Source organism: Acetobacter nitrogenifigens DSM 23921 = NBRC 105050 (assembly GCF_000429165.1).
Classification (GTDB): Bacteria; Pseudomonadota; Alphaproteobacteria; order Acetobacterales; family Acetobacteraceae; genus Acetobacter; species Acetobacter nitrogenifigens.
This window is the reverse complement of sequence record NZ_AUBI01000012.1, coordinates 33,571-58,318: the sequence shown is the minus strand read 5'-3', so window position 1 is coordinate 58,318 and position 24,748 is coordinate 33,571. Positions and strand designations below refer to the sequence as shown.

Genomic DNA, 24,748 nt, shown 5'->3' with positions numbered 1-24,748 from the left:
TTCAAACGCGTTGCGTTGATGCGTAGTTCATCAACCGACACAGACGGCGACTTGGCTTGCTTCACCGTCTATATGCGCCTGAAGTAACACGTGCGTCGGCGGCGCGTCGGGCGTCTGGTTACGGATTTCTTCGTCGATAAAGCTGTAGCCCTGCATGACCCAGCCCGGACTCTCTCCGTAACTGGAACGGGACGTGCCAGATGTCACGCGCCACCCGTTACGCTCGGGCGCCTGCTGCGCGCGCCACATGGCGGCGTCGGAGACGGCGTCCGCGCGAGCGGCGGTGACATGCTCATGGACATAGATGCCACGGCGGCAGTCGCGCTCGCCCTTGACCACCGAGACCCCTTGAGTGTCGTCTGTCGCGCGTTTCTGCAGCGCATGGGCGCAGCCGAACGCCTTGATGTTGCCGAGACCGAAGCGCTCGCTTTCCTGCTTGTAGAACAGAGGATTGCACCCGCGCGAGGTCGCCAGCGCCTGAAGCGACATGAGTGACGTGAGGGTGTATTGCGGCCCGGCACGTACGGTTGCGCGCACCGGAGCGGCTGCGGTCGGTCCGGCCGGGCGCGCAAACTGCTCCTCGGTAACCGGGGTGGGGGCTATGTAGGCTGGAGAAAGCATCGGGCGTTACTGACGCTGATTTGGGAGGGGGAGTCGCATCAGGCCGCGCCGGAGGTCGGTTCGTCAAGATCGTAACGAAATAATTTTTTCATGTTGTGTTCGGAATGATAAATGTGTTTCATTCCGAAAGTGAAGTGAGTGCGGATGGAAAACGACACCCCGATCGAGGTTCGAATCATGAACGTTCAAGACGAGTTGTCCGTCGGCGAACGCAGGCTCGCCGCGGTCATACTTGAGATGGAATGTAATTTCTCGGGCTTTACTGCCGGAGAAATTGCGACGCGTGCGCAGGTGTCGAACCCGACGGCGGCGCGCTTTTTTCGTCGTCTGGGCTATGAAAGCTATCAGCAGGCGCACACCCAGGCGCGTGAACGCGCGCAGATGGGGTCGCCGCTTGTGGCTCTTCGCAGCACGGAACGTCATGAAAAGATCAATTACGATTTTACTGACTATGTGCGGCAGGAAAATCATAACCTGTCGCGCACGGCCGACGATCTTGCCGCCGACAAGCTGGAGCGGGCGGTCGCGATGCTCAGGGACGCTCGCCGCATCTGGATCGTCGGTTTTCGTAACTCGATGATCGTTGGTTCCTATCTTCACAATATTCTCAATCTCATGCGCGAGGGCGCTGCTCTTCTTCCCCGTGCGGGGATGACTTTGGGCGAAGATCTGGTGAATGTTGCGGAAAACGATCTGGTCGTATTGTTGTCCTTTCGGCGACGGCGCCCTGTCCGCGGGCGGATTGCGCGTGTGGCCCAGCGGCGTGGTGCGAAAGTGCTTCAGATCGGGGACTTCGATGCTCCGCCCAACGATGACGGTGTCAATCTGACGCTTCGCTGCGCGGTCGAGGGCAGGGGGATTTTCGACAGTTATGGCGCGGCCATGACGTTGGTGAACTGCCTTGCGTCGCTGCTCGAACAGTCCGTCGGCGGCGCCGTGGCGAGCAGGCTCACGCAGGTGGAAAGCCTGATGGAGGAGATCGACGTTCTCGCCTTCAAGAGTTGAGAGATGGGCCGCGTTGTAGCCCTATCGCGTTGTTATTGTTTTGATATCGCAATTAAAATCCCCTCGGAGTGACGTATGGTTCGCGTTTCATCATTGCACCTGAAAAAGTCGCTCTCCGTGGCCACCGCGCTATGCGCGCTTCATGGTGGCGCTGTGCGCGCGGCGTCTGCGACGCACAAAAAAGCCGCGCCGCACGTAAACGTCGGAACTGCGGCTGTGGCGCAGCCTGCAAAACCCGCTACGCTGCGCAAGCGACAATCCATGGTGCGAACGGACACGGAAGCTGTCAGCGTGGTGGCACGCCATCGCGTATTGAAGTTTTCGGCGCAGCAGCACGAAGCCAACTCGGCGACTTATCTGGATCAGGAGGTGTTGACGCAGCGTCATATTAACAGCGTCATGGATCTCGGTCGCATTGTGCCGAACCTTACGGTGCAGACGGAAGGCGGTTCGAATGCGCCCTCTTACTACCTGCGCGGCATCGGTCTCCAGGATTACACCCAGAACAACATGCCGTCGGTGTTGACCTACTTTGACGACGTCGCCTACCCGATTTCGTCCATGAGCAGCGGCCAGATGTTCGATGTGCAGAGCGTGGCTGCGGATCCGGGTCCTGTAGGATTTACTCACGGGCTGTCGGACACCGGTGGAGAGGTGCGCATCGAAAGCCGGGCGCCCACGAAAGAACTTCACTACGGAATTACAGAAGATCTTGCGACCCGGGATCGCAGCAAGACCACGTTATATGTTTCCGGACCGATCACGAGCAATCTGCAATACCGTATCTCCGCTTTGAACATGGAAGGGGGAGCGTTTCGCTTTAATCGCGTGACGGGGCAAAAACTTGGCAATGCGAACATGGGCGCTATCAGAGGGCGTCTTGCATGGCAGCCTGACGAGAAGACCAATATCGATCTGATCAGCAACTGGTCGCTCGATCGCTCGGACGCCACAGGCGCTTTCGTGCTCCAGGATTTTTCCACGCTCAGCAACGCTCCGCGCGATCAGAACATTTACGCCACGGGCTGGAGTCTGAATCCGCAATACGCAAAACTGATCGGCATCAACCCCAAGAGTATTCCGTCGAATAATGACGTGACGTGGGGGATTACACTCAAGGCGTCTCGCGAACTGAATTTCGCAAAGCTGGTCAGTATCAGTAATTTCTCTCAACAACAGAGACATGAATATGTCGACCGCGACGCCCTGGCGTTCCGTTCCGGCGATACGTATTTCGCAGGAAATACGAATGTCTTCTCTCAAGAAATCCGCCTGGAAGGAAAGCCGCTGCTGAATGGCCGGTTTCACTGGACGACAGGCCTATACTACAATCGGGTTCGGGCCTTCGGCGCCAACTGGTTCGATCTTACGGATTACGTAGGGTATTTCCGAGACAGTCTGCATAATCAGCCGCAAGAAAATTTCAGCCAGTATGCGACGTTAGGCTACGATTTGACGCGCAAGCTGAAGTTCACGTTCGGTCTGACGCATCAGAGCGACGAGCGTCAGCTTGTTGGCGATGCGGTCAAACAATACTACATGCAGCCTTCGACGACTCAGGCCGCGAGGTGTAACGGCGCGGCAACCTGTATGAGTGAGACGAGCTTTGGGACCAGAGGCGCGCTGACCAACCAGTTTTCTGGAAAAGCCGCGCTCGCCTGGCAGGCTACGGATAATATCCTGGCGTATGCAAGCATCTCGCGCGGCGTGAAACCGGGCGGATTCACGACCAACACCACCGTATCCGATGTTCAGATCAAACCGTTTAAACCCGAATGGGTTCTGGCGTATGAGATCGGTCTGAAAACGGAATTCTTCAATCACAGGCTACGCCTCAACACGGCGATGTTCTACGACGACTATCATGACAAGCAGATGCTCGGCACTGTGGTCATTTCGGGCAATCCGAACGTCGCAACGAGCAGCGGCACGCCCGGAACATATGGATCCTACGTCAATATCCCGCATTCGAAAATCTGGGGAACCGAGTTCACGGTGGACGCGAACCCGTTTCCCGGCCTGACTCTTACACAGACTTTCGGTTACCTGCGGGGAAAATATACGGATTACCAACAGGTCAACAGCGCTGCGGTTTCGGCCAATTACAAACTGACGGGCGTCTATTCCCCCGTCTACAGCAGCTATGACGGCGCTGATATGGGTATGCCGAAGCTTACCCTGAGCGGCATGGCCAGTTACGACACTCGCCCTGTCTTCAAGAAATACAAGCTGAACTTTGCGGTCGATTACTCTTACCGGACGCAGCAGGACAGCCTGCAGCCGCGCGGCTCCGGCGTTTACGTCGTGCCGTCTTATTTCCTGATGGGCGCCAGCGTTACGTTCAAGCCGATCAACAGCAAGTGGTTCGTTACTGCATACGCTGAAAATCTGACGAACCGGCATTACATACTGGTCGTCCCGGTGGCGGCGACGACGGCACTGACGGGTATCTCAGGCTCTCCCCGTTTCGTCGGCGGCCGGTTCGGCTTCGACTTCTGAAATCAGTCACGACAGGGCGTTTCGTCAGATGCGACGAAACGCTCGAGTTTACTGAACGACGAGATAATCCGTCGAAACGCAAGTTCCGTTCGCTGGACGGGATTTTGCTGGGAATGAAGTATGCTTTCACTTTCGCTCACCGGCGATAGCATTCTGTTGCGTCGTTTGAACAGTTTCTCCGACGCGCGCATTGCGCCGCTATTCGATTTGATTCGTGAGGCTGACGTTTCTTTCACCAATCTCGAGGTGTTGCCGAACGATTATGAAGGAGATCCCGCGCTCGAGAGCGGAGGGTCCCATTTCGGCGCGGCGTCATGGGTTATCGACGAACTGACCGAAGCAGGCTTCGACCTGTTCGCCGCGGCGACGAATCATAGTCTGGATTACAGTATTTCCGGTCTGCGCAAGGCGATGAAAGAACTCGACGAAAGGCAGGTTCTTTACGCGGGCATAGGCCCGGACCTGACCCGCGCCCGTATGCCGACATATTGCACGCATCCGAACGGAACCGTGGCGATGCTGTCATGCACGTCCACGTTCGGCGTCGGGCAGGAAGCGGCCGCCCAGACAGACGCCATGCAGGGGCGCCCCGGGTGCAATCCTCTCCACTATGCGGCTACATATGAAGTCACCGAAGCGCAGATGGCGGTTTTGCGGGAGATCGCGGAGCAACTGGGGCTTGAGACTATGCGACGCGCGATCGTCAGGCTTGGTTTTGGGTTCGAGCCAGCCGATCCTCAAATGTTGCCCTTAGGGGGATTGAATTTCCGTCCCGGCAAGGAGACCAGAATTAGGGCGACGGCTCGCGCTGAGGACGTGGATGACATCGTCCGCTGGGTGAAAGAAGCGCGCCTGGTCTCTGACGTCGTCATAGTGAGCGTGCATTCGCACGAGCCCGGCTACAACGACGCTGGCGTCATTGACGAAGAGACGCCTGCGCCATTTTTTCGCGATTTCGCTCACAGCGTTATCGACGCCGGCGCCGATGTCGTCGCTGGACACGGCCCGCATCTCCTTAGGGGAATAGAATTCTACCGGGGGAAGCCGATCTTTTACAGTCTGGGAAATTTCATCGGCCAGAATGAGTTGGTGCCGCGACTGCCGGCAGACTCGTACCGTCGGTTTCGAGCCCCATCTGACATGACGCCCGCGCATGTCTATCGGCTACGTACGGAGAACGATACGAAGGGTTTTCCTGCTGAAACAAGATTTTGGGAAACCGTGACGCCAATTTGTAAATTCGAGCATGGTCTTCTGAAGGAAATGGTCATTCATCCTGTCGAACTCGGGCTTGGCGGAGCGGCGCATCAACGTGGCGTTCCCCGACTTGCCAAAGGTGAACAAGCCAGATCGATCCTGGGACGCCTTGATGCGTTATCCCGACCGTTTGGCACGGAATTGGCGCTCGATGGCGAAACGCTGCGCTACGTGCCTGCATAGGATGAGCAATATGTACGACGTTATTATCCGCGACGGCATTCTCGTCGACCCGGAAACGGGACTGGAGAAACGTGGCGACGTCGCCATACGTTCCGGGACCATCGAGCGGGTTGGAGCGGTCTCGGGAGCAGCCGTTCGGGAGATCGACGCTGCGGGCCAGGTCGTGGCTCCCGGTTTCATAGATATTCACGCGCACGGGCAATCGATACCTGCCGACCGGATGCAAGCGTTCGACGGGGTGACGACGACCCTCGAGTGTGAGGTAGGCATTCTGCCCGTGGCGAAATGGTACGAGAAGCAGGCGGACGTCGGGCGTGTGCTGAACTATGGCGCTGCGGCGGCATGGGCGTTCGCCAGAATTTCGGCGATCATCGAGCGACCGCTGGAGCCATCGTTGTCTTTCATGGGCAAGTGTTTTGACGACCCGCGCTGGAGCCAGAACACGGCTTCAGACAGTGAAAGCAGAAAAATCCTCGCTCTCGTCGAGCGGGGGCTGGAAGAAGGCGGCGTCGGTATAGGCATCCCGAATGCCTATCTCCCGGGCGCGGGAGCGAAGGAGATCGTCGATGTCTGCTCGCTTGCCGCACGTTATGACGTCCCGACATACACCCATATTGCTTATTCATCGAACATCGATCCGAGAAGCTCGATCGACGCCTATACGCGGCTCATCGGCTACGCAGGCGCTACTGGCGCGCATATGCATATCTGCCACTTCAACAGCACCAGCTTGCAGGATGTGGAGCGCGCGGCCGAACTGGTGCTCATGGCCCAGAAGCAAGGCCTGAAGGTTACGGTGGAAGCTTATCCGTACGGAACCGGGTCCACAGTGATCGGAGCGCCGTTCTTTGCGGATCCGGCGTTTCGGGAACGGACGGGAAATGATTACCCGGCTATCCAGAAGGTTGAGAACGGACAAAGGATATCCAGCCGGGACGAACTTCTCGCCGCGCAGCAGGAGCGCCCGGACACGTTGGTCTTGTGGCATTTTCTCGATGTCGAAGGCGTTCCCCGCCATAGGGAGTTGCTGGATACGTCGGTACTGTATCCTGGCGGTATCATCGCGTCGGACGCCATGCCGTGGACCCTGCCGGATGGCTCGACCTACGAAGGCGGCGAATGGCCGTTGCCGGCGGAGGCGTCGTCGCATCCTCGGTCTTCCGGAACGTTCACAAAATTTCTTCGGGAGTATATGCGGGAACGAAAGAAAGTTTCTCTTCTTGAGGCAATGCGTCGCTGTTCTCTGGGGCCCGCGAAAATCATCGAATCCGCGGCTCCGCAGATGCGTCGAAAGGGGCGACTGCAAGAGGGTTGCGACGCCGATATCGTGATTTTCGATCCGGATACGATTGCCGACAAGGCTGAATTTTCGGCGATGAACCGACGTTCGGAAGGCGTATCCTTTCTCCTGGTGAATGGCGAACCGGTTATCGACGGCGGAGAATTGCGGGTGGATGCCGCCCCGGGACGGCCGGTCAGGGGGCGGTTAGGGCGTCGATGAACGGTTCGCTGCTCGGCGACGTCGCCGTCCCGGTCTATGTGCTGGGCGGCTTTCTTGGCGCAGGCAAGACGACGCTTCTCAACAGATTGATGGCGCGTCGGGAGGCCGAAAATCTTGCCGTGATCGTCAACGATTTTGGCGCCATAGACGTAGATTCAACGCTGATCGAGCGGCGAGAGGAAGATATTCTCTCGCTTCGCAATGGGTGCGTGTGCTGCTCGTTGCAGGGAGACCTCTTTTCGACAATCAGGATGTTGCTTGGGAGAACGCCGCAGCCGGAAATGATCGTGATCGAATGCAGCGGGGTTTCCCGGTTGTCCGATATGCGAACGGCGCTGATGGACTCCGTGATTTGGAGACATGCGGCTCTGGAGGGCGTTCTTTGCGTCGTCGACGCGCAGTGGCTGGTTGCTGAAGATGAGAGGGCTTTCGACCCGCTGTGGATTGAACAGATACGAGCCGCTGATCTGCTGACGCTGTCGCGTCTGGATCTTCTTGCTCCCGCAGAAGTCGATTTCGTCCAAACGCGTTTGCGGAACATTGCTCCGGGGACGCCTGTTGTCGATACCCCTGAAGCGTTGTTGGCGCACTCGGCTCTGTCCGGACCGGCAGGGCGGAGGCGATTTACGGCGTTCGCCTCTGGCGTGGAAGGCGGTAAAGCTGAGGACAATTTTGCAAGTCTGGCCTGGGAATCAGCGCGCCCTGTCGATCTTGCATTGTTTCAGGAAACGGTAGGACGTTTTTCAGCTCAACTTCTGCGAGCGAAGGGTATTCTCTATCATGCGGGGGCGTCTGGACGCCCGCTTCTGCTTCAAATGGTCGGACGCCGCGCGTCTCTCGGGCCTGCGCCTGACCGGGCGGCGACTGACCCACGCACCCGACTTGTATTTATTGGGCGCCGCCAGGGATTCCCGTCGAGGGATCTGGCGGAGGCGCTCGACCGCTGCGTCGTGATCACACAGGAATCAGATAAATGAGAATTTTCATAGCGACGTTCGGGACAGAAACAAATACGTTCTCGCCGATCATGACCGGGCGCAGCGCGTTCATGGGCGACCGTGACTGGTTCCGTAACGGCGCCACCGACCACCCGACAACAATGGCCAGCGTGCCGCTGAAAGCATGGCGACAACTCGCGGAGGCCGAGGGGCATGAGATTATTGAAAGCGTGTGCTCATTCGCGCAACCCGCAGGCCTGACGTTGCGTGGCGTTTATGAGGAAATACGCGGATACATCATGGATGACCTGAAGGCGGCGTTGCCGGTTGACGTCGTTCTTTTGTCCATGCACGGCGCGATGGTGGCTGTGGGCTATGATGATTGTGAGGGTGACATGCTCGCTCACGTGCGCGCCATAGTCGGTACTGACGCAGTCGTAGGAACCGTTCTTGATTTGCACTGTCATTTGACAAAAAAAATGCGAGAGAGCGCAAACCTGATCGTTTTGTACAAGGAGTATCCGCACGACGATATCGAACCGCGAGCGATCGAACTTTATCGTCTGGCGGTCGATACCGCTGAAGGACGCATAAACCCGGTCATGGCTGAGCACGATTGCCGTATGCTCTCGGTCTGGCGTACGCCGCACGAGCCGGTGCGCTCCTTCGTCGACAGAATGCAGGCGCTCGAAGGAAAGGACGGGATTCTTTCGGTCTCCTTTGCCCATGGCTTCCCCTGGGCGGACGTTCCGGACGTTGGCGCAAAGACGCTGGTTATCGCTGACGGGGACGCGGGACGAGCCGCCGATCTCGCCGCCCGCCTAGCCCAGGAAATATGGGACATGCGAGAGGCGAATGAAGCCAGTCTCCTGTCCGTCGACGAAGCAATCGAACGTATTCTCACCGCTCCGCCAGGCAGGCCGCTGGTGCTAGCGGACGTTTCAGATAACGCGGGCGGCGGCGCGCCCTCTGATAATACGGTTGTTCTGCGCCACCTTCTTGATAGCGGCGTCGAGGGAGTGGCTCTTGGGTGTATCTGGGACCCGATGGTCGTATCGGCGTGTCTTGAGGCAGGCGCCGGGGAAACCTTGACCCTGCGCGTCGGCGGCAAATGCGGGCTGACCTCCAGCGATCCGCTGGATGTAACGGGCGTCGTTCGTGGGGTGACGGACGAACTTTTGCAGGTGGGGCTGGGCGGAGGCCGTTCTTCCTTGGGGGCGGCTGCGTGGCTGGAAGTCGAAGGGGTTGACGTCGTCATTGTTTCCAGACGCCAGCAGACGTTTTCGCCTGAAGCCTTCACGAACCTTGGAATCGACCTGTCGAGCAAACGTGCGGTGATCGTGAAGTCAGCGCAACATTTTTACAATCGCTTCGTCGGCGTCGCTTCGGAAGTTCTCTTCGTTTCGGCGCCGGGCTGCGTAAGGCCCGATATGGCGGAACTCGATTTGCCTCGCGCGGGGCGTCCTCTCTGGCCGCAAGTCGCGGATCCTTACGCTTCCGCCTGAAGGCCTGATCGCCACTTCATCTGATTATGTGCGGCTCTGTTACGCGCGGAAACGGGAGAGTCGTTTTCGTCGCGTTCAATAACAGTTCGTGACGGTTCATGCGCTGTGCGATGCCGCTCCCCCGGAGGATACTCCGGGCCGAGAGAGGACTGCGCAGGGCGGGCCTTCCATATGGTGGTTTCGAGCGTTCTGGCGTTCCATGAGCCTGAAATCGCTCGCGGTGTTGAGGGCGCGCACTTTGAGTAAACCTGTGATGAAACTGTGCGCGGGATTGCTCGCGTCCCTGACGCTCGCGGCATGCTCCGGGTCGCACGATGACAATAACCAAAGCTGTGGAAAAGCCCCCCATGGTTCGCTGATGAGTTCGATCGGTCGCGGCGCGGGCATGGTCGGCGGCCTCGCTGGCGGGTTGATCGGCGGGGGAGTGGGAAGCGGTCTGGGTATGGGCATGCGTGGTCTGAGCGGTCTTTCCGGTTATGGGGGCGGCATGGGCGGCGGCGGTATGGGGGGAGGCGGCATGGGCGCGCCGGACGATGCTGGCGGCGGTCAGTATGCCGACGCCTCTAACGGAGCGGGTCCACCGCGCCGCCGCCCGCAGCCCTGTGCGAACGCGGCGGCAGGGAAGGCGGGTGCTGCGCCTCCGTCCTCATCGAAAACCATCGTTCCGGATCATGCTCCGAGCGAAGCCATCGACCCGTCACAGATACGCTTCGAGGAGGGCGCGAGTTAAGGCGTTCCGGGCGCGGACCTGTAATTGCACGCTGGTCGATGCAACTTGCCGGGTGGGATGAAGGCAGGTTCCGAGAAGCATGACGGCTGTCGCAATATTGGCGTGGCCCAAGATCCTGAATGAGCACTCCATGGAAAGACGCGTCTCTTGTGCCCGCTTCGCCGGATTTGTCTGCGCCGGGGCCTGATAGCGGCTATCGCGCAGGAAAAAATTATTCGCGCTACGCGACGGGCGTGACCGAACTCTTTTTCCAAACGACGATTGAAATTGGAAAATAAAAGCGAACGCCGTCTTCCGCCTCCCATGCGTCCATGCCCAGAGTATTCTTTCCGGAGGCGATGTCCCTTGCAAACAGCGCCTGCAGTGCGGGCCAGTCTTCAGGAGCGACCTGATCCGACAATCTGGATTCGAGACGATACTGATAGGTCGCCACGAGAGACAGTCCTGCTTCGGCGCCCAGCGCGTGCAACTGCGACAGTGTCAGGGCCGAGGTATGCGAAGGATCACGGAGTGTTTCGGCGTAGTCATATGCCTTTTGACATTCGGGCGTCGGGGTTGCGTCGATCACGATGATCATGCCGTCCGGGCGGCACACGCGCGCCATTTCTGTCAGAGTTTTTCCCGGTTCCTGCATATGATGAAAGCTGTAACGCGTCACAACCCTGTCGAAGCTTGCATCTTCGAATGTCAGATGTTGTGCGTCGCCGATTTGAAAATCCACGTCACAACCCAGCCTGTGCGCACGCTGGCGCGCCTGCTCGATCATGGCCGGCGTCAGATCGACGCCGGTGACCTGCGCCTCTGATCGCGCCAGTTCACAGGCGACGATTCCCGGCCCGCAGGCGACGTCGAGCGTCTTCATGCCCTTGGCGATAGAACAGGCGGCGACGGTCTGCGCCATGCTGTCTGTTTCGGCGTGGATAGGCAATTCGGAAAACGGTTTCGCCCAACGCGTGAATTGCGAAACTATGCGGGCTGCGTGTGAGGCGGACGGTTCGATCATCGTTCTTTCCTTCTTTATGCGTTCAGGATAAAGAAGTGGCGATTGGCCGTCTGACGCTGATCGGCCATATTTGAGCGAACGTCGGCCAATGAAGACCCTGACAGCCAGAGAGACGCTGAGCGTTCTGATAGAAAACAGGCTTGATGGGCCGGGGACGCCCGGTTTTGCGTTTCGTAATCCATCCACGCCAGTCTTCTACGATTGGCATGAGCATCCCTGTCATCAGATCACTTACGCAAGACGCGGCGCGACGCAGATCGAAGCTCGGGAGGGGCGATATCTGCTGCCCGCCGCCCACGCCATATGGATTCCAGCGGGGACGCGGCATCGGACCATGATCCGCGACCTGGAGGGGGTGTCGGTCTATTTTGATCCGGCTCAGTTTCCCCCTGATCGCGCTGAACATATCCAGACGTTTCCTGTGACCGCTCTGTTGCAGGAAATGCTGTTTCATACCCTTCGCTGGAGCGTGGACTCGGCGGAACATGACTCGGTCGCCATAAGTTTTTTCAATACTTTGGGCTTGCTCTGCCTTGAGCAGATGCGGGAAAAAGCTGAGCGTCGCTTCACGCTGCCACGTGCGGCCCACCCATCGTTGGCGCGGGCCATGGACGCGGCCTTAGCTTGTCCTGCCGAGACGGATCTGGCGCAGGCGGTAGGACGCGCAGGCATGTCGGAACGCAGTTTTCGTCGTCATTTCCGTGCTGAGACGAAAATGACCTGGCAGGACTGGATCACGCAGGTTCGTCTTTTTCATGCGGCGGTCCTGCTTGCGGAGGGAGCGCGCGTGACGGATGTCGCCGCCGAAGCGGGGTACGCATCCCTGAGCGCGTTTGCAAAAGCCTTCACGCACTTGCTGGGCGTGTCGCCCGCCAGCTTCAGGAAAACGCAAACGGGTGGCTGAATGGCCGCCGTAAACGCCCCGGCGGTCATGATTCGCCGCCCCGCCCTGTTTTGATTCCAGAGATCTATCCGTTTCCGAAATAAACATGCATTCTTTTTCGATGCGCCTGAATCATGCCGTCCTGGCTTTCCTGCTTTCGAACGTCGCAGCTCACGCGGCTGCGCCGACGCCCGCCGAAATCGTCGCCCATGCGCCGGACAGCGCATGGAGGACCGTCGCCCCGGAGCGACTGTTGCAGATGGTCATGGCCGATGGCGGGAGAGTCGTGATCGAGCTTGCTCCTGATTTCGCGCCAGTTCACGTCGCGAATGTCGTGCGTCTTGCGCAAGCCCATGCGTGGGACGGCGGCGCCATCACCCGCGTGCAGGATGATTATGTCGTGCAGTGGCGCGTGCGGGACGAGAAGACGGCGTCTCCGAAAGGTTTCGTCGAACAGCCCCCGGCGGAATACGACAGGCCTCTGGCGGGTGTCGCGTTTCGTCCGCTCGGCTACCCCGACCCCTACGCGCCGCAGGCCGGACTTGCGGCGGGATGGGCTGCGGGAAGCGACGGGGCGCGTGTCTGGCCCGCGCAGTGTTACGGAACCGTTGGCGTGGGGCGTGAAATGCCGCCTGACACCGGGGACGGGCGGGAGCTTTACGTGGTGAACGGTGAGGCTCCGAGACAGCTTGATCGTAATCTGGCGGTCGTCGGGCGCGTCCTTGTCGGCATGGAGTATTTCGGCGCTCTTCGACGTGGGACAGGGGCGTTAGGTTTTTACACCGACGCGCATCAGGACGTTCCGATCAAAAGCATGACTCTCGCCGCTGATCTGCCGCAGGCGGCGCGTCCTCATGTGCAGACGATGCGAACCGACAGCCCAACGTTCGCGGCCTATCTGGATGCGCGGGCTGCGCGGACCGATCCGTTCTTCGTGCGTGCGGCGCACGGCGTTGCGTTGTGCAACGTGCCTGTTCCGTCGCGGGAAGTCAGATGACAGGCGCGGTCCGTGCTGCGCGTGTAAGAAAACATGACGTGTATCGGCAGGAATAGCAGAAACTGTTGCGTCAGCGCTGAAAGCGGCGTTTCGTCGTCTGGCGGCCGCAACTGCGACCCCAACCGCCCGATCCGGGAGATGGCTTGATCAGGCGGCCTGAGACGCCTCATCAAGCTCAGCCTGAGCCTCGAACCACACCTCCTCCGCTTTCTCCTGTTCGCGCTTTACCGCCGCGAGCCTCGTCGTCAGCTTCGTCAGTTCCTGTGTGGCGGACGACGCGTAAAGCCCCGGATCGGCCAGCTTCGCCTCGATCGTCGCGTGTTCGCTTCCTAGACGGCTCATCAGCGTTTCCGCGTCTTTCACCCGTTTGCGCAACGGCGCCAGAGCCTTGCGGGCCTCCGCGCGTTCCCGTCGGTCCTCCTTGCGCGCGGCGGGCGCGGCGTCGGATTTCGACGAAGCCGCGCGGGAGGCCGCGCGCGCGCGTTCGGACAGCCATGTCCGGTATTCGCTCATGTCGCCTTCGAAAGGCGTCACCTTGCCATCGGCGACCAGCCAGAGCCGGTCGGCCACAAGCTCGACAAGATGCGGATCATGGCTGATCAGCAGCACCGCCCCTTCAAACGCAGATAGCGCGCGGATCAGGGCGTCCTTGGCGTCGAGGTCGAGATGGTTCGTCGGTTCGTCGAGGATCAGCAATTGCGGGGCGTCGCGTGTCGCCAGCGCCAACAGGAGACGCGCTTTCTCGCCGCCTGACAGGTCAGAAACGCGGCTTTCCGCCTTGCCCGCATCCAGCCCGAAGCGCGCGAGCTGCGCGCGTACGACTGCTGGCGCCGCCTGCGGCAGGGCGCGGGCCATGTGGTTTATCGGGGTGTCGCCCATCACCAGTTCTTCGGTCTGGTGCTGCGCAAAATAGCCAACCCGCATCTTGGAGCTGCGGCTGATCGAGCCGGACATCGGCTCCATGCGCCCGGCCACAAGCTTGGCGAAGGTCGATTTGCCGTTGCCGTTCGCGCCCAGCAACGCAATCCGGTCCTCCATATCGAGGCGAAGCGTCAGGTTCGACAGGATCGGCCGCCCGTCATAGCCCGCCGTCACGCGGTCCATAGTCAGCATGGGCGGCGGCAATTGTTCGGGCTCGGGGAACGCAAAGCGGGTAGGGGCGTCCTCCACGACGTTTTCGATGACTGGCAGTTTTTCCAGCGCCTTGATGCGCGCCTGCGCTTGTTTCGCCTTCGTGGCTTTCGCGCGGAAGCGGTCCACGAAGGACTGCATGTGCGCGCGCTGGGCCGCAACCCGCTCCGCTGCGCGCGCCTGTTGCAAGGCCTGTTCGGTGCGGATGCGGACGAATTCCTCATAGCCGCCCGGCGTCAGGGACAGCTTGCCGCGGTCGAGATGCGCAATGGCGTCCACCGTTGAATCCAGCAGCCCGCGATCATGGCTGACGATCAGCGCAGCCCCGGAAAAGCGAGCCAGCCAGCCTTCGAGCCAGAGCGACGCTTCAAGGTCGAGATGGTTGGTTGGTTCGTCGAGGATCAGCAGATCGGGATTGAGGAACAGCGCGGTGGCCAGAGCCACGCGCATACGCCAGCCGCCGGAGAAGTCCGAGACGGGGCGAGCCTGAGCCTCCGCGTCAAAGCCCAGACCGGCGAGGATAGTCCCGGCCCGCGCAGGCGCGCTGTCGGCCTGAATGGCGGCGAGTCGGTCGTGGACCTCGGCGATCCGCGCTCCATCGGTCGCGGTTTCAGCCTCGGCGAGGAGGGACGCGCGCTCCAGATCGCCCGCAAGCACGGTCTCCAGCAGGGAGGCGGGTCCAGACGGCGCCTCCTGCTTCACACGCCCCATTCGCGCGCGCGCCGACAGCCTGATCGTCCCGTCATCCGGTGCGATGTCCCCGGCGATCGCGGCGAGCAGCGTCGATTTGCCCGCGCCGTTCCTGCCGATCAGGCCGACTTTTCGGCCGGGTTCGATCGAAAGGCTGGCGTGATCGAGCAGCGTCCGTCCGGCGATGCGAAGGGTGAGGTCGGTGATGATAAGCAGGCTCAACGGGATCTCGCTTGGGGAAGTTGGCGGCGAAGGACGATGTGCGACGGGTGGGATACCATAGTCATACGTGCGAACGCGAACCGTCCGAACGCATGACCATATCGTTTCACAGGCGGTTCTGCGCTGCGGGGGCCTACCCGTCGGGCGCGGAATGCTCTAGATGGGCGCTGCCTGCGGGCCGTCGTAACGGCGATCCGCTTCACGTGAGAACTGGGAGCCGACCATGGCCGTTGAACGCACACTCTCCATCATCAAGCCCGATGCGACCCGCCGCAACCTGACCGGCAAGATCAACGCCGTGTTCGAAGACGCCGGTCTGCGCATCGTCGGCCAGAAGCGCGTGCAGCTGACGGAAGCCCAGGCTGGCGCTTTCTATGCTGTCCACAAAGAGCGTCCCTTCTACGGCGATCTGGTCTCCTTCATGATCTCCGGCCCTGTCGTGCTGCAGGTTCTCGAGGGCGAGAACGCGGTTCTGAAGAACCGTGAAGTCATGGGCGCGACCGACCCGAAGAAGGCCGACGCCGGCACGATCCGCGCGCAGTTCGCCGAGAGCATCGAAGCGAACTCCGTCCACGGTTCCGACAGCGCAGAGAACGCGGCGAACGAGATCCGCTTCTTCTTCGCCGAGACGGAAATCGTCGCCTGATCATCTGATCGCGGGGCGCGTGGTCGTTTCACGGCAGCCGCCCCGTTGCGTCGATCCGGTCGTTCTTCACACGTAAGGACGACCGATGACCGGAATCGCTTCCGGTAAGGGCTTCGAGCCCACTGGCGCGCTCGTTTCGCGCCGTCTAGATAATGATCCTAGCGATAATCAGTACGCGTGGCGATCGAACGAGCCTGTCCTCGACTCCGCCATACGCTATTGTCAGGCGCGCTATTTGGCACAAGGCCGGTCCATTCGGCCGTTCGCAGGATCTGACCGTTCATGGCGTCCCCCAGCCCTCGTTCTCCCGCTCAGCCGAAGCACATCCTGTCTAATACCGGCTGGAACATGCTCGGGCGGATTGCGCCAATTTTCGTCGCACTGCTGGTCACTCCGAAACTCATTCATCTGCTGGGCCTGTCGCGCTGGGGCGTGTTCAGCATCGCGCTGAGTCTGGTCGGCACGTTCGGCATCTTCGATTTCGGCCTTGGGCGCGCCCTGACACGCACGATCGCCGACCGCGCGACAGACGAGCCGGACGAGGAAACCGCGGACGTCACGCTCACCGGTATCATCACGCTGACGGTGTTCGGCGTGATCGGCGGTTTGATCGCAGCTGTGGCGGTGGCTTTCTGGGTCCATCACGGGCTGAAAATCCCGTCTGAGCTTGAGCGCCAGACGACAATCGCCCTGTGGGTGCTCTGCGCGACCGCGCCGCTGGTGATGGCGAACGCCGCCATGTGGGGCGTGATGACGGCGTTTCAGGCCTTCAGGGCGGCCAATCTGGTCAATATCCCGATTTCCATCATGTATTACCTCGGACCGCTGCTGGCGTTGCTGGTCTGGAACAACCTGATCGGGGTGATGCTGGTCCTTGCGGCGTGCCGCCTGTGGATGACGGTCAGTTACCTGAGGATTTGCCTGCGCCTCATGCCGCAGATACGCACCGCGCGCGCGCGTCCGCGCCTGCTTGCGCCGCTGTTCAGGGTCGGCGGCTGGATGACGGTGTCCAACATTGCCTATCCGGTCCTGAACTACATGGACCGTTTCATGATCGCGAGCGTCATCTCCGCCGCGGCCACCAGCTATTACACCACCCCTGCCGACGTTGTGGGTCGGTTCTCCCTGCTGACCAACGCCGTTACGGGATCGGCTTTTCCAGCCTTCGCCGCGTCGTGGAGACGGGATGTGGAGACGACGGTCGCGCTCTACCGGACCAGCGTGCTCACCATTCAGGCCCTGCTGTTTCCCGTGTGCCTGTTCGCGGCGTTGTTCAGCCACCCGCTTCTGGCGCTGTGGATCGATCCGTCTTTTGCGACGCAGAGCAGCACGATCATGAAGTTCCTCTGCCTCGGCGTGTTCATTTCTGGCGTCGATTCGATCGCAGCGGGCTTTCTGGACGGCATCGGACGTCCCGACGCCAGCGCGAAGCTGTCGATCGGAGAATTCCTTGTCTACACGCCGCTGCTTTACATCTGCCTTGTCCGCTTTGGCGTGATCGGGGCTGCGTTCGCCTGGGCGCTACGCATGACGCTCGACTTTATCGTGCGCAGTTGGGTCAGCGTGCGCCTTTACAGGCCGCTCGGCGCCGCCATCCGGCGCATTCTGCCCGCGGCTGTCGTCGGGTTTCTGGCGCTCGTGGCGAGCCTCGTCGAGATGTCGCTTTCGGTCGCGGCACTCGCCTTTGTCGTGCTCTCTGCGGTGTTTTACGGCGTCTTGTGGTTTGGGTGCATGGATGCGTCCGAACGAGGCGCTTTCATGCGCTTCCCCGGTCTGGTCATGGCAAAACTGGGGCGTTCCAGGGCTGCTTCGGCGAACTGATCTCTCCGGCATCCGTCCGGGTGAGAGCGGGACGCGCGCGGCTTGTTGTTGACTATGATAATAAGTCGCAATACCACTCCCGCTTCCCCGATGCGTCGGCGGGTGAAAACGGAATGAGGCGGGTTCATGAACAATCAGGTGCTGCGGCGGTGGCGGTGGTGGCACAAGTGGTCGAGCATCGTGTGCACCCTGTTTCTGCTCATGCTGTGCGTGACGGGCCTGCCGCTTATTTTCTCTGACGAAATATCGAATTTCTTCGACCCGCCCGCGTCGGACGCGGGGGCGAAACTCTTCGGGGCGACGGCACTGGACGCCGCCGTCAGCGGCGCTCACAGCGCCTACCCGAAGGAAAGCGTTCGCCTCGTTTATCTTGACCATGACAAGCAACGGATTCTCCTGCGCCTTTCCCCTGGGCCGGACGACACATTCGACCACACGCACCAGATGACGTTCAGCGCTGAGAGCGGCGTGCTTTTGCATGACGGCGACCCTCCGGGTGACTCCGTCATGGATTTCATCCTCCGGCTGCACGCGGAAATGCTCGCGGGACTGCCGGGTGAACTCTTTCTCGGTCTCATGGGCGTGGCGTTCGCCGTGGCCATCGTTTCCGGCGTGGTGCTTTACGCACCGTTCAGCCGCCGCATGGGCTTCGGTGAAATCCGGCGGAAGCGCTCGTCGCGCCTGCGTTGGCTCGACATGCACAATCTGATTGGTCTGACGTCGGGTTGCTGGGCGATGATCGTCGGTCTGACCGGCGTCATGAACTCTCTGGCGACGCCGCTGTTCGGCCTGTGGGAAATGCGCGACGTGGCGCCGATCCTGGGGCCATACATCCACGATCCGGCGCTGGCGCCGCATGCGCCCGTGTCGGTCGCGATCCGTGCGGCGGAAGCGGCTCTGCCCGGCATGGCGACCACATTCGTGACCTACCCGACGCATATTAGCGGAAGCCCGGACCACTACGTCGTCTGGACGCAGGGGCAGTCGAAATTGCGATCGCGAATGCTGACGCCCGTACTCGTTGATTCCCGCACCGGAACAGTCGCCTTCGTCGCGGCGATGCCATGGTATCTTCGCATGCTGGAAATCTGCCGCCCGCTGCATTTCGGCGATTACGGCGGTCTCACATTGAAGTGGCTCTGGGCGCTGCTCGACGTTGTGACAATCGCGGTGCTTGGCTCCGGCGTCTACCTGCTATTCGGCGGCGGGCGAAAATCCCGTGTCGTGGCGGGAGATGCCACAGCAGGGGAGGCGGCTCTGGCCGAGGAGCTGTTGCTGGTGGAGGGGCGCACGTGATGCTGCTTTTGCGTTCGAAGTGGTGGCCGCCGATCTGGATTTCGGTCGTTACGTTCGTGGGGCTTGTCGGCGCTCTCGTCGTGGAGGGGCCGGTTGGTGACATTGCCGGTGCGGTAGGGCTCGGTGCGCCCCTGCTGGTGACGGTGTGGTTTCTGCGACGCGCGTAGCTCACGATCCGGCGATGCAGGCTTGGGAACGAGATAATGTTCTTTCGTCTTCTGGGGCGCCTTATCCGACAGCGGGTTTAGATCGATAGGACGTAACCGAACTTCGACGCAGACGTCACGACACGTACGCAGGGGGCCGCTGCGTGGACTGTGCCTACGATCATAACGATCGCGTCGTCATCTGGCGCGCAGGGGCGGGCGGGGCTGCTGCTCCTACACCCGGCCTTCGGCCTCTACGCGATACTCCATTTGACCACGCTACAATCCTGTCGTCAGGACGCCCGATAGCGCGGCCAGCGCGCCCGCCGGATCGCTCCACGGCGACAAGGCGCCCTCATCGCCGCCAAGCGCGAGGAAATCGGCAGTTTTGGCCAGAGGTCGCAACGCGGCTGCGTAATCGCCTCCAGCGTCAATCGTCACTTCCGCCACAGCGGGCAATTCCATGACCGCGGACCACCAGCCCACCAACTCGGCGTCCGACGTGATCTCGGACGCCTGAGTGAACGGGCCGAACGAGACGTAGTCCGCTCCGGCCTCTCCTGCGGTCATGGCGAGGTCCCGGCTCGTTCCGCAGAATGCGCCCAGTTGAAGATCATTCCCGACGATCAGTCGCGCTGTTGCGGTGTCTTCCGCATCGACGTGAACGCCGTCGCATCCGGTCGAAAGGGCGAGCGAAGGGTGGCTGTCCAGAATCAACGCGACGCCGCGATCCTGCACCGACGGGCGCAGGCGGGTGACGATGCGCTTCAGGCGGTCTTCCGGCAGATCGGCAAGCCGCAGACGAACGGCTGCGGCGGGAAGCTTGGCGAGCGCGCGTTCAAGAACCGGAAGGAACGCATCCCCGTCATCCACTACCGGAGTGACGAGATACAGCTCGCACGCAGTCGTCTCGTCCGATGCCTGTTCCACCCGGTCGCTCATGTTCTGTCCTCTGGTCCTGTCACGTAAGGCTGTCGTCCTGCGTTGCTATGCGGTCCGGACGGCGCGCTGTCCATGCGGCCCGGCCGCAACGTCGCTTCGCGGAAGAAGCGTGAGGACATCTTCCGCCGTCATGGAGGGGGTGACGACTATCGCGTTGGGCCTGTCGCGTAGCACATGGCGGCCAAGGGACTCGGCGAGCACTTCGATGGATCGGATCTGGGGGCAGGAGGGATGCAGCACGATCCGTTCCTGCCCGGCGGCGAGTGCGGTCGCGGCGTGACCTGCGAACCGGTCGCAGTCGAGGATATCGATGAAGTCGTGGCGTTCGGAGATGTCGTTTCGAGCCGATTCGTTCACGGCGCCGTCGGACGTCAGGGCGCTTATGATGGCGCGCCACCATTTTACGCCCATGAAGGACGCGGCGCCCACCGGCGACAGCAGTACGGCCGTGAACCCGCCAAGAGCCGCTGCCGCCGCCGCGGTCCGCGCAGTCGCGAGGTCTCCGACTTCGAGCGTCACGAACCCGTCGCGGGCGAAGGGCGGCGGCGAAGTGTGGAACATGCTTGACGTTCAATCCTGTGGCGGCGATTCTTGCCAGATGGTTTCAATGCGAGAGCAAGGCGGTAGCGTGGCTGAACAGAGTGAACATACTCACTCCGCCCTCTCGGCGGGAGAGGCGGTTGCAAGGCTGAATTCGGCTCTGGAGCGCATCGCCTTCGCGATCGAGCGCCGCAAGGCGATGGCCGCCACAGTCGTCGCCGCGCCCACCGCGCCTGCAGGTCCGGACGTTCAGATGATCGCGGCCAATCTCGACGCCCTCATCATGAGGGTGCGTGACGTGCTGGAAGAGACGGCCGAGCCAGGCCCGGCTCCGGTCGGTGAAGAGCCCTCGTATGGCGACGACGACGGATCGTCTTCGCTCTCAGGGATCGCCGCGCCCGGTGACGCCGCGGGCTCCAGCCATATGGCGCCTGATCATGTCGCGCCGGGCATGGATTACGCAGCCGATCATGCATCCGGTCAGCATTTCCAGGATCAACATTTTCACGACCAGCAGTTCTCGAACAGTGGGTCGCAGGGTTTTTCTGGATTCGATCATCGCGCCCCGACCGGGCTGGAGGAATAAACCGTGGCGCAGGTGACGGTACGCATCAACGGATACGCCTACACGATCGGGTGCGAGCAGGGCGAAGAGCGCCATCTGTTGTCGATGGCGCAAGAGGTGGAGAAGCGGGTGAGCCGCGTCCGCAACCTCGGGTTCAGCGGCGAGGCGAAGGTGCTGGTCCTCGCCGCCCTGCTGATGGCTGACGAGGTCGCGGACGTGTCGGCCCAAAAGCTCCCGGTGGAGACGACCGAGGCGCTGGCGGAAGGGCGGCAGGCGGTGCGCGACCGTGCGCTTCTTGGGGAGCAGCTCTCCGTTCTCGCGGAACGCGCGGAAGCCATTGCGGCGGCGCTTGAGCGAGACTAAATAGGAAGGGCGGGGCTGCCCGGCTCGTCAGGCAGATCATACCCCTGGGCCGATAAGCACTTCCTCGGGAGCTGGCGCTGACGTGGCCGTGGTCATGTTATCCGGCGCCCACCTGCACTAGCAGGTCCTGGAGGTTGTACAGTCCAACGGCCATGGCGGCTCCGCACATGAATACCCCCGAAGCAACGATGCCTGAAGATTCCCCCCCCGCCCGGGAGTCGGCGGAAACCACCGAACGCAAGGCGGCGCTCCGAGCTTTGCTCCGAGCTTCGCGGGGCGCATCGCCGGACAAGCAGAACCAGCTCGTCGGCCGCCTGGGCCACGAAATCCTTCTTCGCCCTAATGTCGCGATAGCCTCGCTATGGCCACTGGAAGGCGAGATCGATCTTCGCCCGCTTAACGAGTTTCTCCATGCGTCAGGGCGGAATGTGCTGCTGCCGGAGACGACGAAAAAGGGAAATCCGCTGCTGTTTCGTCAGTGGCGCCCCGATGTCGGGATGATCGCCGGGCGTTTCGGCACGATGCATCCCGATGGGGAGACTGGAACGCCCGGGATCATTCTGGTTCCCATGCTGGCCTTCGACCGGCGCGGCTACCGCCTGGGGTATGGCGGCGGCTATTATGATCGCACGCTTGTCGCCAATCCCGACGCGATAGCTATTGGCTATGCCCTTTCGACGCAGGAGCGGGATGACGTGCCCGTGGGACCATATGACAGGCCCCTGCCGTTCATCGTGACAGAGCTGGAAACGATCCGCTGCGATCCGTCGTCGTCCTGACCGTCAGGCGTTAAGTTCGCGACGTTCGCAACGCTTTATCCCGGCGCCGTCTGTTTCTTGAACCGCGCGAACAGCGGCCTTGCCTCTTGCAGGCCGACGCCGCCGACGATTTCGACGGGATGAAAGGACGCCCGCGCAATCTGTTCCGACGAGACCATGATCTGGTTCATGTGGGTCGCAAGCTCGTCGATCGAGACTGCATAGACCACGCGCGAAATGCCGGACCAGACGATGGCGCCCATGCACATCGGGCATGGCTCTCCGGTTGTGTAGAGCGTGGCGCCCTTCAGTTCGGAGGTCTTGTCGGCCGAGACGCAGTTGCGGATCGCGGTCATTTCTCCATGCGCCGTAGGATCGTGGTGCTGTCGCCCGATATTGCCGCCGCGCGCGATAACGGCGCCATTGGCGGTGATGACGCAGCCAAACGGGAAGTCCGCCTTGCGCGCCTCTTCAATGGCCTGCGTCATGAAGCGCTCATCCTCGGCGTTGGCTCCTGTCGCTGCGCTTGCGCGGCTTTTTGACGTCGCCATCTGAGCGCCGACAGCGGCGACCGCCGCGAGGGCAGTCCGGCGTCGTAACGATTTTCCGGGAGGGACGGGCGGCATCGAGGGGCGTCTCCAGTGTGTGGGATTGAGGGGAAGAACTGACGTTTCCAGTCCGGTACGCTACAGCGTCCAGGCGGATCGGCGCAGAGGCCGACAGTGGGAACGATAGCAGGAGAATTTGGTGCGGATACTGTTTCTGGGGGACATCGTCGGCCGCGCCGGACGGGACGCCGTGATCGCCCGAGTTCCCGAATTGCGTAAGCGCCTGTCGCTAGACGTTGTGATTGCGAACGCAGAGAACGCCAGCCATGGCTTCGGCCTGTCCGCCGCCATTGCCCGCGACCTGTCTGCCTGCGGTGTGGACGTCATGACTCTTGGCAACCATAGCTGGGACCGCAAGGATCTGGTGGCGGAGATCGACGGTCTGCCGAACGTCGTCCGCCCCCTGAATTACCCGCCCGGCACGCCGGGGCAGGGCAGCACTGTGTTCACTCTGGCGGATGGGCGCCGCGTGTTGGTCGCCAATGTGATGGGGCGGCTGTTCATGGATCCGCTCGACGACCCGTTCCGCATGACGCAGGAGCTGATGGCGCGCCATCGTCTGGGCGTGACAGTGCAGGCCGCCATTATCGACGTGCATGCGGAGGCGAGCAGCGAGAAATGGGCGCTTGGGCACGCGCTCGACGGCAAGGCGTCTCTGGTGATCGGCACGCACACGCACACCCCGACAGCCGACCACCGTATTCTCACGAGAGGCACGGCTTTCCAGAGCGACGCGGGCATGTGCGGCGATTACGACAGCGTCATAGGCATGCAGAAGGAGGCTGCGCTGGCGCGTTTCGTTCGCAAGATGCCGGGCGAGAGGCTGCAGCCTGCGGAGGGCGAGGCGACGGTCGCCGGGCTGATGATCGAGACGGACGACGCCACAGGGCTTGCCCGGAAGATCGCGCCGCTGCGTCAGGGCGGCATCCTGTCGCAAACGCTACCTGACTTCTGACGCCCGGCCTGGGGGCGATTGCTTCGGGGTTTCGCGTCAGGCGTGTGTTTTCAGGCCACCGGTTTAAAGGTGGGAGACGTGAAAAGCCTGCGCTCCGTGCGCGATTCCGACACGGTTGACTGGATGACCGCTGAAAGTCGATGGACCGGTGTGCGTGAGGACGATTGACGGATCGAGCCACACCTCGCCGCCAATCTGTCGCCAGCGTCGGCAGAACGTGAAATCCTCGCTGAGATAGGTTCCGGTCTCCGGGTCAATCATGCAATCGAACAGGGCGTATGCCTCGGCCGCCGCGGGTTGCGCAGAAGCGCTCTGCCCGGCGGCTGATCAGCATGAAGCCAGTCCCCGCGTAGCCCGCTTCGACAAGGCTTGCGCCGTTACCTGCGGGCGTCGCCTCATGCAGACGCTCGCATTCGCCGACATAACGCAGGGACGCTGTCGCCGGCGGTTCCCCGCGTTGTGTCTGTGCGTCTGTCAGGGCATCCCAGTAACGGTCCTTCAGGGGATACAGACCGGCGACGAGATCTTTTTTCGTCGCGACAAGACGCCCGATGGCGTCCGGTTGAAAGCCGATGTCGCTGTCGACGAACAGGATATGCGTCGCGTGGCTTTGGGAGAAAAACTGGTGCAGCAGCGTGTTGCGGCAGCGGGTGATCAGGGCGTCATTGCCGACCATCGATAGCGTCAGCTCCAGTCCCTGATGCGGGGCGGAAAGGACGCTTCCCAGAATGGATTGCATATAGGTCTGCGTCACGACGCCCCCAAAGCAGGGCGTGGCGATGAAGATATGGGGGATCGGCGCTGAATCGTTCACTCGGAATGCCTCTGTTGTCAGGAGCATCCTGCGTGAGAGCGGTTTCGATAGGTTTAATCGCGTGTTTCTGAAACGGGCGCCGACACATGGAAAATTTGCAGGACGTCCCGGAGCGAGCGGCAGAAATCG

At 61.4% G+C, this 24,748-nt stretch carries 25 protein-coding genes and 1 other RNA gene; 18 read left to right on the top strand and 8 right to left on the bottom strand.

From position 1 onward, the window contains the following. Positions 1-30 precede the first annotated feature (30 nt). Positions 31-621, bottom strand: a complete 591-nt coding sequence (locus G442_RS0113490) for a PALP domain-containing protein (RefSeq protein WP_026398413.1) — start codon at positions 619-621, stop codon at positions 31-33. Positions 622-798: 177 nt separating this feature from the next. Between G442_RS0113490 and G442_RS0113480 the strand changes: the two genes are divergently transcribed. The 7 genes from G442_RS0113480 to G442_RS0113450 all read left to right on the top strand — a co-directional run bounded on the left by G442_RS0113480 (position 799) and on the right by G442_RS0113450 (position 10,239). Then, positions 799-1,626, top strand: a complete 828-nt coding sequence (locus tag G442_RS0113480; RefSeq protein ID WP_026398412.1) for a MurR/RpiR family transcriptional regulator — start codon at positions 799-801, stop codon at positions 1,624-1,626. Positions 1,627-1,701: 75 nt separating this feature from the next. Beyond that, the gene (locus G442_RS0113475) at positions 1,702-4,125 is read left to right on the top strand and encodes a TonB-dependent receptor (protein WP_026398411.1); all 2,424 of its coding nucleotides are present in this window, start codon (positions 1,702-1,704) and stop codon (positions 4,123-4,125) included. A gap of 120 nt (positions 4,126-4,245) precedes the next feature. Further along, the gene (locus G442_RS0113470) at positions 4,246-5,565 is read left to right on the top strand and encodes a CapA family protein (protein ID WP_026398410.1); all 1,320 of its coding nucleotides are present in this window, start codon (positions 4,246-4,248) and stop codon (positions 5,563-5,565) included. Between the two features lie 10 nt (positions 5,566-5,575). Beyond that, on the top strand, positions 5,576-7,066 hold the full coding sequence (locus tag G442_RS0113465) for an amidohydrolase family protein (protein ID WP_026398409.1): 1,491 nt from the start codon (positions 5,576-5,578) through the stop codon (positions 7,064-7,066). After that, positions 7,063-8,043: a CobW family GTP-binding protein gene (locus G442_RS0113460; protein WP_026398408.1), complete on the top strand. Its 981-nt coding sequence runs from the start codon at positions 7,063-7,065 to the stop codon at positions 8,041-8,043. Before G442_RS0113465 ends, G442_RS0113460 begins: the two co-directional genes overlap by 4 nt. Then, positions 8,040-9,509 carry a M81 family metallopeptidase gene (locus G442_RS0113455; RefSeq protein WP_026398407.1) on the top strand — a complete coding sequence of 490 codons (1,470 nt, stop codon included), beginning with the start codon at positions 8,040-8,042 and terminating at the stop codon, positions 9,507-9,509. Before G442_RS0113460 ends, G442_RS0113455 begins: the two co-directional genes overlap by 4 nt. Positions 9,510-9,867: 358 nt before the next feature. After that, positions 9,868-10,239 (top strand): hypothetical protein, encoded by a 372-nt coding sequence (locus tag G442_RS0113450; RefSeq protein ID WP_154660377.1) that lies wholly within the window; start codon positions 9,868-9,870, stop codon positions 10,237-10,239. 220 nt (positions 10,240-10,459) lie between these two features. Here G442_RS0113450 and G442_RS0113445 read toward each other — a convergent pair whose 3' ends face one another. Then, positions 10,460-11,242: a class I SAM-dependent methyltransferase gene (locus tag G442_RS0113445; protein ID WP_035376634.1), complete on the bottom strand. Its 783-nt coding sequence runs from the start codon at positions 11,240-11,242 to the stop codon at positions 10,460-10,462. A gap of 88 nt (positions 11,243-11,330) precedes the next feature. On the opposite strand from G442_RS0113445, the gene G442_RS0113440 reads away from it, so the two are divergent. Together G442_RS0113440 and G442_RS0113435 are read left to right on the top strand one after the other, a co-directional pair. Continuing rightward, the gene (locus G442_RS0113440; protein WP_026398404.1) at positions 11,331-12,146 is read left to right on the top strand and encodes an AraC family transcriptional regulator; all 816 of its coding nucleotides are present in this window, start codon (positions 11,331-11,333) and stop codon (positions 12,144-12,146) included. Positions 12,147-12,246: 100 nt separating this feature from the next. Beyond that, on the top strand, positions 12,247-13,122 hold the full coding sequence (locus G442_RS0113435) for a peptidylprolyl isomerase (protein ID WP_084440606.1): 876 nt from the start codon (positions 12,247-12,249) through the stop codon (positions 13,120-13,122). Positions 13,123-13,269: 147 nt separating this feature from the next. Here G442_RS0113435 and G442_RS0113430 read toward each other — a convergent pair whose 3' ends face one another. Then, positions 13,270-15,165, bottom strand: a complete 1,896-nt coding sequence (locus tag G442_RS0113430) for an ABC-F family ATP-binding cassette domain-containing protein (RefSeq protein ID WP_026398402.1) — start codon at positions 15,163-15,165, stop codon at positions 13,270-13,272. A gap of 223 nt (positions 15,166-15,388) precedes the next feature. Here G442_RS0113430 and ndk point away from each other — a divergent pair, with 223 nt between their 5' ends. From ndk to G442_RS25145, 4 genes are all read left to right on the top strand, one after another. Next, entirely contained in the window at positions 15,389-15,811 is a 423-nt protein-coding gene (gene ndk / locus G442_RS0113425; RefSeq protein WP_026398401.1) for a nucleoside-diphosphate kinase, read from the top strand. Positions 15,812-16,093: 282 nt separating this feature from the next. Next, positions 16,094-17,632 carry a flippase gene (locus tag G442_RS0113415; RefSeq protein WP_026398400.1) on the top strand — a complete coding sequence of 513 codons (1,539 nt, stop codon included), beginning with the start codon at positions 16,094-16,096 and terminating at the stop codon, positions 17,630-17,632. Between the two features lie 126 nt (positions 17,633-17,758). After that, positions 17,759-18,928, top strand: coding sequence for a PepSY-associated TM helix domain-containing protein (locus G442_RS22340; protein ID WP_051292322.1), 1,170 nt, complete (start codon positions 17,759-17,761; stop codon positions 18,926-18,928). Then, positions 18,925-19,095 (top strand): hypothetical protein, encoded by a 171-nt coding sequence (locus G442_RS25145; RefSeq protein ID WP_161628368.1) that lies wholly within the window; start codon positions 18,925-18,927, stop codon positions 19,093-19,095. Before G442_RS22340 ends, G442_RS25145 begins: the two co-directional genes overlap by 4 nt. 258 nt (positions 19,096-19,353) lie before the next feature. On the opposite strand, the gene G442_RS22335 is transcribed toward G442_RS25145, so the two are convergent. Then, positions 19,354-20,016: a thiamine phosphate synthase gene (locus G442_RS22335; RefSeq protein ID WP_051292321.1), complete on the bottom strand. Its 663-nt coding sequence runs from the start codon at positions 20,014-20,016 to the stop codon at positions 19,354-19,356. Positions 20,017-20,061: 45 nt separating this feature from the next. Then, positions 20,062-20,577 carry a hypothetical protein gene (locus tag G442_RS24000; RefSeq protein WP_051292320.1) on the bottom strand — a complete coding sequence of 172 codons (516 nt, stop codon included), beginning with the start codon at positions 20,575-20,577 and terminating at the stop codon, positions 20,062-20,064. Positions 20,578-20,644: 67 nt separating this feature from the next. Here G442_RS24000 and G442_RS26205 point away from each other — a divergent pair, with 67 nt between their 5' ends. From G442_RS26205 to G442_RS0113380, 4 genes are all read left to right on the top strand, one after another. After that, positions 20,645-21,142, top strand: a complete 498-nt coding sequence (locus tag G442_RS26205) for a hypothetical protein (RefSeq protein ID WP_246789452.1) — start codon at positions 20,645-20,647, stop codon at positions 21,140-21,142. A gap of 3 nt (positions 21,143-21,145) precedes the next feature. After that, positions 21,146-21,484: a cell division protein ZapA gene (locus tag G442_RS0113385; RefSeq protein ID WP_026398399.1), complete on the top strand. Its 339-nt coding sequence runs from the start codon at positions 21,146-21,148 to the stop codon at positions 21,482-21,484. A 9-nt stretch (positions 21,485-21,493) separates the two neighbouring features. Next, positions 21,494-21,650: non-coding RNA, 6S RNA (gene ssrS, locus G442_RS24465), on the top strand. Beyond that, complete coding sequence (locus tag G442_RS0113380) at positions 21,637-22,263, top strand: 5-formyltetrahydrofolate cyclo-ligase (protein WP_026398398.1); 627 nt, start codon at positions 21,637-21,639, stop codon at positions 22,261-22,263. Before ssrS ends, G442_RS0113380 begins: the two co-directional genes overlap by 14 nt. A gap of 35 nt (positions 22,264-22,298) precedes the next feature. Here the strand turns inward: G442_RS0113380 and G442_RS22320 are convergent, their stop codons facing one another. Continuing rightward, positions 22,299-22,868, bottom strand: a complete 570-nt coding sequence (locus G442_RS22320) for a nucleoside deaminase (RefSeq protein WP_026398397.1) — start codon at positions 22,866-22,868, stop codon at positions 22,299-22,301. Positions 22,869-22,989: 121 nt separating this feature from the next. Here G442_RS22320 and G442_RS0113370 point away from each other — a divergent pair, with 121 nt between their 5' ends. After that, positions 22,990-23,805 carry a TIGR00282 family metallophosphoesterase gene (locus G442_RS0113370; RefSeq protein WP_026398396.1) on the top strand — a complete coding sequence of 272 codons (816 nt, stop codon included), beginning with the start codon at positions 22,990-22,992 and terminating at the stop codon, positions 23,803-23,805. A gap of 63 nt (positions 23,806-23,868) precedes the next feature. Here G442_RS0113370 and G442_RS26200 read toward each other — a convergent pair whose 3' ends face one another. Together G442_RS26200 and G442_RS22315 are read right to left on the bottom strand one after the other, a co-directional pair. Beyond that, the gene (locus G442_RS26200; protein ID WP_246789451.1) at positions 23,869-24,066 is read right to left on the bottom strand and encodes a glycosyltransferase family 2 protein; all 198 of its coding nucleotides are present in this window, start codon (positions 24,064-24,066) and stop codon (positions 23,869-23,871) included. Further along, positions 24,059-24,619, bottom strand: coding sequence for a hypothetical protein (locus tag G442_RS22315; RefSeq protein WP_246789450.1), 561 nt, complete (start codon positions 24,617-24,619; stop codon positions 24,059-24,061). Before G442_RS22315 ends, G442_RS26200 begins: the two co-directional genes overlap by 8 nt. Positions 24,620-24,748: the final 129 nt, after the last annotated feature.

Excerpts from the sequence above, each read along its gene's own strand:
- G442_RS26200 (WP_246789451.1), bottom strand. The coding sequence starts at position 24,066 with ATGATTGACCCGGAGACCGGAACCTATCTCAGCGAGGATTTCACGTTC.
- G442_RS0113450 (WP_154660377.1), top strand. The coding sequence starts at position 9,868 with ATGAGTTCGATCGGTCGCGGCGCGGGCATGGTCGGCGGCCTCGCTGGC.
- G442_RS0113460 (WP_026398408.1), top strand. The coding sequence starts at position 7,063 with ATGAACGGTTCGCTGCTCGGCGACGTCGCCGTCCCGGTCTATGTGCTG.
- G442_RS24000 (WP_051292320.1), bottom strand. The coding sequence starts at position 20,577 with ATGTTCCACACTTCGCCGCCGCCCTTCGCCCGCGACGGGTTCGTGACG.
- G442_RS0113440 (WP_026398404.1), top strand. The coding sequence starts at position 11,331 with ATGAAGACCCTGACAGCCAGAGAGACGCTGAGCGTTCTGATAGAAAAC.
- G442_RS22320 (WP_026398397.1), bottom strand. The coding sequence starts at position 22,868 with ATGCCGCCCGTCCCTCCCGGAAAATCGTTACGACGCCGGACTGCCCTC.
- G442_RS0113480 (WP_026398412.1), top strand. The coding sequence starts at position 799 with ATGAACGTTCAAGACGAGTTGTCCGTCGGCGAACGCAGGCTCGCCGCG.
- G442_RS0113415 (WP_026398400.1), top strand. The coding sequence starts at position 16,094 with ATGGCGTCCCCCAGCCCTCGTTCTCCCGCTCAGCCGAAGCACATCCTG.
- G442_RS22335 (WP_051292321.1), bottom strand. The coding sequence starts at position 20,016 with ATGAGCGACCGGGTGGAACAGGCATCGGACGAGACGACTGCGTGCGAG.
- G442_RS0113475 (WP_026398411.1), top strand. The coding sequence starts at position 1,702 with ATGGTTCGCGTTTCATCATTGCACCTGAAAAAGTCGCTCTCCGTGGCC.
- G442_RS0113465 (WP_026398409.1), top strand. The coding sequence starts at position 5,576 with ATGTACGACGTTATTATCCGCGACGGCATTCTCGTCGACCCGGAAACG.
- G442_RS0113470 (WP_026398410.1), top strand. The coding sequence starts at position 4,246 with ATGCTTTCACTTTCGCTCACCGGCGATAGCATTCTGTTGCGTCGTTTG.
- G442_RS0113445 (WP_035376634.1), bottom strand. The coding sequence starts at position 11,242 with ATGATCGAACCGTCCGCCTCACACGCAGCCCGCATAGTTTCGCAATTC.
- G442_RS0113490 (WP_026398413.1), bottom strand. The coding sequence starts at position 621 with ATGCTTTCTCCAGCCTACATAGCCCCCACCCCGGTTACCGAGGAGCAG.
- G442_RS22340 (WP_051292322.1), top strand. The coding sequence starts at position 17,759 with ATGAACAATCAGGTGCTGCGGCGGTGGCGGTGGTGGCACAAGTGGTCG.
- G442_RS0113455 (WP_026398407.1), top strand. The coding sequence starts at position 8,040 with ATGAGAATTTTCATAGCGACGTTCGGGACAGAAACAAATACGTTCTCG.
- G442_RS0113380 (WP_026398398.1), top strand. The coding sequence starts at position 21,637 with ATGGCGGCTCCGCACATGAATACCCCCGAAGCAACGATGCCTGAAGAT.
- G442_RS0113435 (WP_084440606.1), top strand. The coding sequence starts at position 12,247 with ATGCGCCTGAATCATGCCGTCCTGGCTTTCCTGCTTTCGAACGTCGCA.
- ndk (WP_026398401.1), top strand. The coding sequence starts at position 15,389 with ATGGCCGTTGAACGCACACTCTCCATCATCAAGCCCGATGCGACCCGC.